Raw genomic sequence first — 10191 nt, forward strand, 5'->3', positions numbered from 1 at the left:
CTATGGATGTAGCTTACAACTATCCGACGCCGATCGAAAGCCGCCCGCCCCAGCGCGGGCCACGGCCGAACGCTCAGGACAGCTCGAACACGCCGTACGAGAAGCCGTCCGCCCGCAGCTCCCCGTCCGCCACCCGCACGCCCCGCACCTCCAGCGGGCGCGCCCCGCCGTGCTCCAGCCGCACCACCCCCGGCTCCCGGCGCGGGTTCACCGCCACCAGGTACCGTACGGCCCGGGTGTACACCAGCGGGTACCCGGCGTGCCGGACCTCCACCCCGCCGGAGGCGCCCAGCCCCGGATGTGCCCGGCGCAGCGCGATCAGCCGCCGGACGGTGTGCAGCAGCGAGGTCGGATCGACCCGCTGCGACAGCACGTCCGGGCGCCCCGGGTCCGGGTCGACGGGCAGGTAGAGGCGCTCGGGCGGCGCGCTGGAGAAGCCCGCCGCCGGCCCGGGCTCCCACTGCATCGGGGTCCGCGAGCCGGCCCGGTTGTACCGCGGGCCGAGCACGCTGCCCTCGACGTCGGGCAGTCCGGGCAGGTAGCGCATGCCGATCTCGTCGCCGTAGTAGACGGCCGGCAGGGTGGGCCAGGTGAACAGGAACGCGAAGGCGGCAGCCAGTTGCTCGTCGGTGCGCGGGCCGGTGGCCAGCCGGGAGAAGTCGTGGTTGGCGGTGGGCAGGGCGATGTGGCCGACGCCCTCGGTCGCTTCGGCGGCGGCGCGCCAGGCGTCCAGGAACACCTGCGGGGTGCCTCGCCCCTCGGCCTCGAAGTAGCACGGGCCCTGCTGCCAGAACTCCTCGACCGTGCCGGCGCCGTTGTTCCACAGCGAGCGCAACGCCAGGCCGTGGTCGGCGCCGCCGAACTGCAGGAAGAAGTCCGCGTGGAAGCCCGCCGCGACGGCGGCCGCCGGATCGCCCCACTCGGCGAACAGCGCGGCCTGCGGGTGGGCGCGGTCCAGCCAGGCCCGCAGCCCGGTCCACAGCTTGGCGGTCTCCACCAGGCCCGGGTCGTCCTTGACCAGCGAGGACGCCATGTCGACCCGGAAGCCGGCCAGGCCGAGGCCGAGCCAGTGCGCCATGACGTCGCGCAGGGCCGCCCGGTTGGCGCGCGGACCCTCGGCGTCCACCGGCTGGCGCCAGGGCTCCACGGAACTGGGGCGCGCGTAGCCGAAGTTGAGCGCGGGCTGGCAGTCGAAGAAGTTCGGCCGGTACCAGCCGGGGCGGCTGCCGGGCGAGGCGACGAAGCCGTCCACCCGCTGGTCGGACCAGATGTACCGGTGGTCGGCCGGGTCCTCGGCGGCGGCCAGGAACCAGGGGTGGCGGTCGGAGGTGTGGCCGGCGACCAGGTCGAGCAGGATCCGGATGCCCTTGCGGCGGGCGGCCTCGACCAGCACGACCAGGTCCTCGGTGCCGCCGTAGCGCGGGGCCGGGGCGAGGTAGTCGACGACGTCGTAGCCGGCGTCGCGGAACGGGGAGGCGAAGCAGGGGTTGAGCCAGACGGTGTCGACGCCGAGCCAGGCGAGGTGGTCGAGGTGCGCGGCGATGCCGGCGAAGTCGCCGATGCCGTCGCCGTCGGAGTCCGCGAAGCTCTGCGGGTAGATCTGGTACAGGACGGCGTCGGCCAGCCAGTCGGGGCCGTGGCGGGGCGAGGTCATGGGGCGGGTCCTCCTGCCGGATCCGGGGGCCGGGGCCAGGGCTGGAGCCTGGGCCAAGGCTGAGGTTGGGGCTGAGGCTGGGGCTGGGGAGCACGATTCTCGCCCATCCCCGGCCGCGCCGACAGCCCGCCGACAACCCGCCGACGGCCGTCCCGACAACTCGCCGACCGACCGCCCCGGCACCCCGCCACCCCGCCGGCCCCTCAGGCCCTGGCCACCGCGCACGCCGCGGTGAACGCCCGGGCCCGCCGGGTGATCTCCGCCCAGTCCCCCGCCGCGACCGCGTCCGGCGGCACCACGTCCGTGCCCGCGCAGACCGCGAGCGCGCCGTGCGCCAGGAAGTCGGCGGCGTTGCCCGCGTTCACCCCGCCGGAGGCCACCAGCGGGACGTCCGGGTACGGGCCGCGCAGGTCCTTGAAGTAGCCGGGGCCGAACGCCCGGGCCGGGAAGATCTTCACGGCGGCGGCCCCGAGGTCCACCGCCCGGGCCACCTCGGTCGGAGTGAGCGCCCCGAGCACCACCGGCACCCCGGCGGCCCGGGCGGCCTGCGCCACCTCGGGCCGGCATCCGGGGGTGACCAGGAAGGACGCCCCGCTCGCGACCCCGCGCTCGGCCTGCTCGGCGGTCAGCACGGTGCCCACGCCGACCCGCCAGCCCGCGTCCGCGGCACGCCGCAGGTGCGTCGTCACCTCCGGTGTGGTGTAGGTGAATTCGGTCCAGTTGATGCCGCCGTCGGCGAGCGCGGCGCACAGCGCGGCCGCGTCCGGGATCCGGGGCGCGCGGACCACGGCGATCACCGGGTCGTCCCGCAGGTCGGCGAGGGGGTTCACGGAGGGAGGATTCACGGAGGGGGGATTCACAGAGATCTGGTTCCTCGGTCGGTGCGGCGCAGGGCGCGCCCGGGCCGGGCGCCCGTGGTGCGGCCCTGCCGGACGACGGCGGTGCCGTTGACGTACACGTGCTGGACGCCCTCGGCGGGCAGCCGGGGGTGCTCGAAGGTGGCGGCGTCCCGGACCTTCTCGGGGTCGAGGAGCACCAGGTCGGCGTGGTGGCCGGGGGCGATCAGGCCGCGCCGGTGCAGCCCGAGCCGGGCGGCGGGCCGGCCGGTCATCCGGGCGATGGCCTCCTCCAGCGTCAGCACGCCCAACTCCCGGCTGTAGTGGCCGAGGTAGCGGGGGAAGGTGCCCCAGGCGCGCGGGTGCGGCCGGGCACCGACCAGCAGCCCGTCGCTGCCGACGGTGTGCGCCGGGTGGCGCATGATCGCCCGGACGTTCTCCTCGTGCCCGACGTGCTGGAGGATCGTGGTGGCCAGTTCGTCGCGGCGCAGCAGGTCGAGGAAGACCTCCGTCCCGCTGCGGCCCTGCTCGGCGGCGAGTTCGGCGACGGTCCGGCCGACCGTCCGCGCCAGCTCGGCCGTCCGGACGCCGGAGATCTGGATCGTCGCCCAGTCGGTGACGACGCCGTGGCAGCCGTCGCTGCCCTTCTCCTCCACCTCGTACCGGATCCGCTCGCGGGCGGCCGGGTCGGCGAGCCGGGTGAGGGTCGCTTCCGGGCCGCCCTCGGTGGCCCAACTGGGCAGCAGGGCGGCCAGGGTGGTGGAGCCGGGCAGGTAGGGGTAGCTGTCCAGGGTGAGGTCGACGCCGTCGGCGAGTGCCTGGTCGACCAGTTCCAGCAGTTCGCCGGCCCGGCCCCGGTTGACGCCGAAGTTCATCGTGGCGTGGGTCAGGTGCAGCGCGCAGCCGGTCCGCCGGGCGATCTCCACCATTTCCGCGTAGCCATCCAACGCGCCTGCGCCGTACGAGCGTTGGTGCGGGGCGTGGAAGCCGCCGTAGGCCGCGACCACGGTGCACAGCTCGACCAGTTCGGCGGTGTCCGCGTACATCCCGGGGGTGTAGCTGAGGCCGCTGGACATGCCGACCGCGCCGTCCAGCAGGCCCTGCGCCAACTCCTGGCGCATCCGGTCGAGTTCGGCCGCGGTGGGCGGCCGGTTGGCCCAGCCCATGGCGAGCATCCGCAGCGAGCCGTGCGGGACGAGGTAGCAGGCGTTGACGGCGACGCCGGTGCGGTCGATCCGGTCCAGGTAGCCGGCGACGCCGCGCCAGTCCCAGTCGAAGGCCTCCGGATCGCCGTTCCAGCCGGCCAGTTGGCGGCGCAGCGCGGGCAGGGTGGTGTCGTCCACCGGGGCGTAGGACAGGCCGTCCTGGCCGAGGACCTCGCAGGTGACGCCCTGGGTGACCTTGGCCGGGTGCTCGGGTTCGAGCAGCAGGGCGAGGTCGGAGTGGGCGTGCATGTCGATGAAGCCGGGGGCGAGGACCAGCCCGTCGGCGTCCACCACCGTCGGCGCGTCGAGGCCGGGGCCGATCCCGGCGATCAGCCCGTCGGTGATCCGCACGTCCGCCCGGTAGCGGTCCGCGCCGGTGCCGTCGACGACGGTGGCGCCCCGGAAGACGGTGTCGGGCGCTCTGCCGCCCGCCATCAGAAGAACGTCCTGACCAGCCCGGTGACCTTCGGCTCGGCCGCGTCGGCGGAGTCGAGCACCGGGATCGCGGTCCACTTGTCGAAGGCTGTGCACGGGTGGGAGACGCCGAGTCGCAGCACCGCTCCGATCGGGGCGAGGTCGCCCGCGTCGCGCAGGAAGGCGTGCTGGTCGTTGAGTGCGGTGATCCGGGCCGCAGTGCCGGTCAACTCGGCGCCGCCGCGCACGTGTTGCGGCTCGGGCAGGCCCTCGTCGAAGGGCAGGTCGCGCTTGCCGGCGTCCAGCAGGGCCAGTTGCGGCTCGGGCCGGGACACCACCCGGGCCCAGCCGTGCAGCGCGCTGCGGAACGGCGTGGCGCCGGCGCCCCGGACCAGCGGCGAGATGCCCCGGTAGAAGCCGTCGTCGTGGGCGATGTACGCGCCCGAGCGCAGGACCACGAGGGCTTCCGGCAGGCTTGCGAGTTCCTCGACGACCAGGTCGAAGTAGGCGCTGCCGCCGGCCGTCACGATCGGCCGGGCGTCGTCCGGGTAGGCGCGGGCGAGCCGGCCGTGCAGGTCGGCGAGCGCCTTGAGGTAGCCGCGGACGGTGGCCAGCCCGTCGGCGGTGGCGTCGTGGGCGAGCGCGCCCTCGTAGCCGCCGACGCCCGCGAGGCGCAAGGTGGGGGCGCGCAGCACGGCGGCGGCGATCTCGACGGCCGCGTCGACGCCGCGGGCGCCGGTGCGCCCGCCGGGGCCGCCGAGTTCGACCAGGACCTCGACGGGCCGCTGGGCCCCGGCGGCGCGCAGCGCCTCGTCCATCAGCCGGACGCTCTCGGTGGAGTCCACCCAGGAGACGAAGGCGAACGCCGGGTCGGCGGCCAGTTCGGCGGCGAGCCAGGCCAGTCCGGCCGGGTCGAGCAGGGTGTTGGCGAGCAGGATCCGCTCGACTCCGAAGGCCCGGGCGACGCGCACTTGCGGCAGGTTGGCGAGGGTGATGCCGTGGCTGCCGGCGGCGAGCTGCGCCTGCCAGAGGGCGGGCGCCATGGTGGTCTTGCCGTGCGGCACGAGCGCGACCCCGGCCTTGGCGCACCAGTCGGCCATGGTGCGCAGGTTGTGGTCGAGCGCGGCGCCGTCCAGGGTGAGCAGCGGGGTGCCGAGCCCGGTGAGGGTGGGCCCGGTGGCCAGCCAGTCGCGGACGGAGTGCCCCCAGGCCTCCGGCGGGGCGGCCTTGAACCGCCAGTCGAGCGTCTCGTCGGCGAGGGCCGCCACCGCGCCGTCGTCGATGCCCGGCCCGGTGCCGATGCTTGCGAAGGTCTGCTCCACCGTCTTCCTCCATCTGCCGTGTTGCAACATGTGCAATGAGGGTTGCACATGTTGGCATGACGGTTCTAGCATCGGCGCCGGATCACGGTCAACGGAACGGCCGCCGCAGACGGAGGAGCCCAGCAGATGCCGCGACAGGACACCCCGGGCCCGGCCCGCCCCGGTCCTTCCCCGACGGCCGTGTGCGTGGGCGAGTCCATGGCGGTGCTGCTGCCGGACCGGCCGGGCCCGCTGGAGGCCGTGGAGAACTTCCGGCTGTCGGTCGGCGGCGCGGAGTCCAACGTGGCCGGCGCACTGGCCGCGCTCGGCGTGCCGACCGCCTGGATCAGCCGGGTCGGCGACGACGGCTTCGGCCGCCGGCTGCTCGCCGAGGTCGCCGCCCGCGGCGTGGACGTCTCGGCGGTCGCCGTCGACCCGCACCGCCCCACCGGCCTGTACCTCAAGGAGGTCGGCGGCGCCACCGGCCACCACCACGACCTCGGCCCCGGCCGCAGCCGGCTGCACTACCACCGGCGCGGCTCCGCGGCCGCCGCGCTCTCCCCCGCCCTGCTGGCCGACCCCGCGGCCGTCCGGCTGCTGTCCGGCGCCCGCCTGCTGCACCTGTCCGGCATCACCGCCGCGCTCTCCGACGACTGCCTGGCGCTGCTGCGCGCCCTGCTCGCCGACCGCCGCCCGGAGCGGACCGTCAGCTTCGACCTCAACTGGCGCCCCGCACTCTGGCACGACCGCGACCCGGCCGTCCTGCCGCCGCTGCTGGACGCCGCCGACCTGCTGCTGATCGGCGCCGACGAGGCCGAGGCCGCGTTCGGCACCGGGGAGCCGGTCGCGCTGCGCCGCCGCTTCGCCTCCCCGGCCACCGTGGTGGTCAAGGACGCCGCCCGGCTGGTCACCGCCCTGGAGCGGGACGGCACGTCGGTGAGCGAACCGGCCCTGGCCGTCGAGGTGGTCGAGGCCACCGGCGCGGGCGACGCCTTCGCCGCCGGATACCTGGCCGGCACCGTCCGCGGCCTGGACCAGCGCCGCCGGCTGCGGCTCGGCCACCTGAGCGCCGCCTGCGCGCTGACCGCCCACGGCGACCAGGCCGAACTGCCGCCCGCCGCCGTGGTGGCCGCGCTGCTCGACGCCTCGCCCGCCGACTGGGCCGCCACCCGGGTCTCGGTGGAGGGCATCACCGGCCCGGCCGTCCCCGCGGACCGGTCCCGCGACACCCGGCGGGCCCGGGCACAATGAGCACCAACCCGAGCCCGAACGACCCCGGCGGAGCACGATGAGCCAGACCGTCACCCGCGCCCTGCGCCTGCTCGCCGAACTCGGCGAGGGCGAGCGCTCCCTCGACCAGCTGGCCGAGGTGCTCGGCGTCCACAAGACGACCGTGCTCCGACTGCTCCAGAGCCTGGAGGAGGAACGGTTCGTCTACCGTGACGCCGCCTACCGCTACCACCTGGGCGCCGGCCTGTTCGCCCTCTCCGGCCTCGCCCTGGAACAGCGCGGCGTCCGCCGGATCGCCGCCCCGCACCTGGCCGAGCTGAACGCCACCACCGGCCAGACCGTGCACCTGGCCGCGTACGAGGGCGGCGAGGTCGTCTACATCGACAAGTTCGACTCCCGGCACCCGGTCAGGATGTACTCCCGGATCGGCCTGCGCGCCGCCCTGCACAGCGCCGCCGTCTCCAAGGTGCTGCTCGCCGACCTGCCGCTGCCCGAACGCCGCCGGGTGGCCGCCGGGATCGACTTCACCCCGCACACCCCGCGCACCCTCAGCACGCCCGAGGCGCTGCTCGCCGAGCTGGAGAAGGTCGCCGTCCAGGGCTGGGCGCAGGACCACGCCGAGCACGAGTCGTTCATCAACTGCGTGGCCGCCCCGATCCGGGACGCCAGCGGCCGGGTCGTCGCCGCCGCGTCCATCTCGGTGCCGGACGTCGTCCTCCCCTACGAGCAGGTGCTGGACCTCCTCCCGCAGCTGCTCGCCACCACCCGCGCCATCTCGGCCGACTGCGGCCGCCCGGACCACAACTGATCAACCGTCAGACCGTAAGGAACCCCATGAACGAGCAGCACCCGACCAGCGGCAAGACCGAGATCCGCACCGACGGCGCCCCCGCCCCCGCCTGGATGTTCTCCCAGGGCGTCCGCAAGGGCCCGATCCTCCAGGTCTCCGGCCAGGGCCCGCAGGACCCGGCGACCGGCGAGTACCTGTACCACGGCGACGTGAAGGCGCAGACCCGGCGCACGCTGGAGAACGTCAAGGCGATCGTCGAGGCCGGCGGCGCCACCATCGAGGACGTGGTGATGTTCCGGGTCTACCTCACCAAGCGGGCGGACTTCCCGCTGATGAACGAGGTGTACGCCGAGTTCATCGACGAGAACATCAAGCCCGGCGGCGTGAAGCCCTGCCGCACCACGATCTTCGTCGAGCTGCCGCAGGAGCCGATGCTGGTCGAGATCGACGCCCAGGCCGTCGTCGCCTGAAACACCGTCGAGCAGCCCGACCACCGCAAGGGCCCGGACGCACGCCAGGCGTCCGGGCCCTCCGCGGTCCCCCTCGTTCACCGCCCCACGGGCACACCCTGCTCGGCCGGGGCGCCCGAGCGCGCCACGACCCGCCCCTCGCCCGCCGCGCCGCGCCGGTCCAGCGCCGCCGCGAACACCGTCACCCCGAGGGCGACCGCGGTGAGCAGCCCGCCCACCCAGTTCGGCGCGTCGTAGCCGAGGCCGCCGGAGATGACCAGTCCGCCGAGCCAGGCGGCCAGCGCGTTGCCCAGGTTGAACGCGGCGATGTTGGCGGCCGAGGCCAGCGTCGGCGCGCCCGCCGCCTGGTCCATGACCCGCTTCTGCAGCGGCGCGACGGTCGCGAAGCCGAACAGCCCGATCAGCGGGATGAGGACGATCGCGGCCGGCTTGCTGTGCGCGGCGAAGGTGAAGGCGAACAGCAGCACCGCGAGCACCGCGAGGATCACGGTGAGGCTGCGCATCAGCGCGCGGTCGGCGAACCAGCCGCCCAGCAGGTTGCCGACGAACAGGCCGACGCCGAACAGGAAGAGCAGCCAGGTGACGCTGCTCGGGGCGAAGCCGGCCAGTTCGGTCATCATCGGCGTGATGTAGGTGAACATCGCGAAGATGCCGCCCCAGCCGAGCACGGTCATGGCGAGCGCGAGCCAGAGCCGCAGGGTCCGGAAGACGGCCAGTTCGGGGCCGAGACGGGCGGCGCCGGTCCGCGGCTGGACGGGCACCAGCGCCGCGATTCCGGCGAGGCCGAGCAGGCCGAGCCCGGCGACGACGTAGAACGTGGAGCGCCAGCCGAAGTGCTGGCCGAGCAGGGTGCCCATCGGGACGCCCAGCACGTTGGCGGCGGTGAGGCCGGTGAACATCAGGGCGATGGCGCCGGCCCGCTTGTGCGGGGCGACCAGGTCGGCGGCGACGACCGAGCCGATGCCGAAGAACGCGCCGTGCGCGAAGGCGCTGACGATCCGCCCGACCATCAGCAGCCCGAAGGCGGGGGCGACGGCCGCGATCAGGTTGCCCACCACGAACAGGCCCATCAGCGTCAGCAGCATGCCCTTGCGGGGGGCGCGGGTGCCGAGGATGGTGAGCAGCGGGCCGCCGACCACGACGCCGAGCGCGTAGCCGGAGATCAGCAGACCGGCGGTGGGGATGGCGACCGAGAAGTCGCCGGCGACCTCGGGCAGCAGGCCCATGATCACGAACTCGGTGGTGCCGATACCGAAGGCGCTGATCGCCAGCGCCAGGAGCGCGAGGGGCATGAGGGACCGCTTTCCAGAGAGAACCGTTGCGCATGCAACTACCGGCGTCGACAATACGAGACATCCGCAGATACTTGCAAGCGCTTTCTATCCCCGATGGCAGCGACCCTGGCCGCGCCACTTGCCACACCCCCGAGCGGAGATTAGGTTAGGCTCACCTAACTAACTGGAGGTCCGTCATGAGCCTGCCCGCCGGCGACGCCGAGGTGCCCGAACCCACCACCGCCGAGCGGGTCCAGAGCCTGCTCAGCGCGACCTCCTCGCTCACCGTCCGCGCCTGCGGCGAGCACCACGACCTCGACACCCCGGTCTCCGTCCACGGCTCCCGGCTGCGCCTGCGCGCCCCGCTGGGCGACCCGCTCGCCACCGCCGCCGCCCGCGCCACCGACGGACTCGCCGTCGTCCTGGACGTCACCGACATCTCCCCCGTCGCCGTCCGCGACCGGATCCGCGCCCGCCTCACCCTGGCCGGCCGACTGCACCTGGCCCACCTCGCCGACGACGGCCTCAGCGTCCACCTGCGCGTGGACGTCGCCCACGCCGTCCTCTCCACCCCGTACGGCACCGGCGCACTCACCGCCGGCGACCTCGCCCACGCCGCACCCGACCCGCTGGCCCGCTACGAGGCCGCCATGCTCACCCACCTCGCCGACGACCACGCCGACGCCCTCGCCGTCCTCACCCGGCTGCTCGACCCGGACCTGCTCGCCCAGCACCCGGAGGTCCGCCCGCTCGCCCTGGACCGCCACGGCCTGGTCCTGCGCCTGGACCACCCGCACGGCCACCGCGACGTCCGCCTGGTCTTCCCCGAACCGGCCGCCGACACCGAGGACTTCGGGCAGCGGATGCACGAGCTGCTGACCGCCGCCCAGCACGGGCTGCCCGCCCACCGGATCTGAACCGGCCCACCAACGCGCCTGACGTATCGTCAACTTGCCCCGAGGGCACCCGAAAAGGTCCGGAAACGACAGCGGCCGGCCCGGCTCGCGAGAGAAGTCT

At 74.6% G+C, this 10191-nt stretch carries 9 protein-coding genes; 4 read left to right on the top strand and 5 right to left on the bottom strand.

Translation table 11 applies throughout. The features are described 5' to 3' along the window. Window positions 1-73: 73 nt before the first annotated feature. The 4 genes from ACFWPT_RS37265 to ACFWPT_RS37280 all read right to left on the bottom strand — a co-directional run bounded on the left by ACFWPT_RS37265 (window position 74) and on the right by ACFWPT_RS37280 (window position 5431). Window positions 74-1654, bottom strand: a complete 1581-nt coding sequence (locus ACFWPT_RS37265; RefSeq protein ID WP_380487280.1) for an alpha-amylase family glycosyl hydrolase — start codon at window positions 1652-1654, stop codon at window positions 74-76. A 203-nt stretch (window positions 1655-1857) separates the two neighbouring features. Continuing rightward, the gene (locus ACFWPT_RS37270) at window positions 1858-2484 is read right to left on the bottom strand and encodes a bifunctional 4-hydroxy-2-oxoglutarate aldolase/2-dehydro-3-deoxy-phosphogluconate aldolase (RefSeq protein WP_063350231.1); all 627 of its coding nucleotides are present in this window, start codon (window positions 2482-2484) and stop codon (window positions 1858-1860) included. A 26-nt stretch (window positions 2485-2510) separates the two neighbouring features. After that, window positions 2511-4130 (bottom strand): amidohydrolase family protein, encoded by a 1620-nt coding sequence (locus tag ACFWPT_RS37275; RefSeq protein ID WP_380487282.1) that lies wholly within the window; start codon window positions 4128-4130, stop codon window positions 2511-2513. Then, entirely contained in the window at window positions 4130-5431 is a 1302-nt protein-coding gene (locus ACFWPT_RS37280) for an amino acid deaminase (protein ID WP_380370398.1), read from the bottom strand. The genes ACFWPT_RS37275 and ACFWPT_RS37280 overlap by 1 nt, the downstream gene beginning before the upstream one ends. A 126-nt stretch (window positions 5432-5557) precedes the next feature. On the opposite strand from ACFWPT_RS37280, the gene ACFWPT_RS37285 reads away from it, so the two are divergent. From ACFWPT_RS37285 to ACFWPT_RS37295, 3 genes are read left to right on the top strand one after another with little or no spacing between them, the layout of a single operon-like run. Continuing rightward, window positions 5558-6661, top strand: coding sequence for a sugar kinase (locus ACFWPT_RS37285; protein ID WP_380370401.1), 1104 nt, complete (start codon window positions 5558-5560; stop codon window positions 6659-6661). Between the two features lie 37 nt (window positions 6662-6698). Then, window positions 6699-7448, top strand: a complete 750-nt coding sequence (locus ACFWPT_RS37290; RefSeq protein ID WP_380487284.1) for an IclR family transcriptional regulator — start codon at window positions 6699-6701, stop codon at window positions 7446-7448. Between the two features lie 26 nt (window positions 7449-7474). Then, window positions 7475-7900: a RidA family protein gene (locus ACFWPT_RS37295; protein WP_371521326.1), complete on the top strand. Its 426-nt coding sequence runs from the start codon at window positions 7475-7477 to the stop codon at window positions 7898-7900. Between the two features lie 77 nt (window positions 7901-7977). Here the strand turns inward: ACFWPT_RS37295 and ACFWPT_RS37300 are convergent, their stop codons facing one another. Further along, complete coding sequence (locus ACFWPT_RS37300; protein WP_380370403.1) at window positions 7978-9192, bottom strand: MFS transporter; 1215 nt, start codon at window positions 9190-9192, stop codon at window positions 7978-7980. Window positions 9193-9371: 179 nt separating this feature from the next. Here ACFWPT_RS37300 and ACFWPT_RS37305 point away from each other — a divergent pair, with 179 nt between their 5' ends. Then, window positions 9372-10091, top strand: coding sequence for a DUF2470 domain-containing protein (locus tag ACFWPT_RS37305; protein ID WP_380370405.1), 720 nt, complete (start codon window positions 9372-9374; stop codon window positions 10089-10091). The last annotated feature ends 100 nt before the right edge of the window (window positions 10092-10191 follow it).

Origin of the sequence: Kitasatospora sp. NPDC058478, assembly GCF_042720345.1 — a bacterium.
GTDB lineage: Bacteria > Actinomycetota > Actinomycetes > Streptomycetales > Streptomycetaceae > Kitasatospora.

Coding starts and splice junctions, on each gene's coding strand:
- ACFWPT_RS37275 (WP_380487282.1), bottom strand. CDS start 4,130: ATGGCGGGCGGCAGAGCGCCCGACACCGTCTTCCGGGGCGCCACCGTC.
- ACFWPT_RS37300 (WP_380370403.1), bottom strand. CDS start 9,192: ATGCCCCTCGCGCTCCTGGCGCTGGCGATCAGCGCCTTCGGTATCGGC.
- ACFWPT_RS37290 (WP_380487284.1), top strand. CDS start 6,699: ATGAGCCAGACCGTCACCCGCGCCCTGCGCCTGCTCGCCGAACTCGGC.
- ACFWPT_RS37285 (WP_380370401.1), top strand. CDS start 5,558: ATGCCGCGACAGGACACCCCGGGCCCGGCCCGCCCCGGTCCTTCCCCG.
- ACFWPT_RS37295 (WP_371521326.1), top strand. CDS start 7,475: ATGAACGAGCAGCACCCGACCAGCGGCAAGACCGAGATCCGCACCGAC.
- ACFWPT_RS37305 (WP_380370405.1), top strand. CDS start 9,372: ATGAGCCTGCCCGCCGGCGACGCCGAGGTGCCCGAACCCACCACCGCC.
- ACFWPT_RS37265 (WP_380487280.1), bottom strand. CDS start 1,654: ATGACCTCGCCCCGCCACGGCCCCGACTGGCTGGCCGACGCCGTCCTG.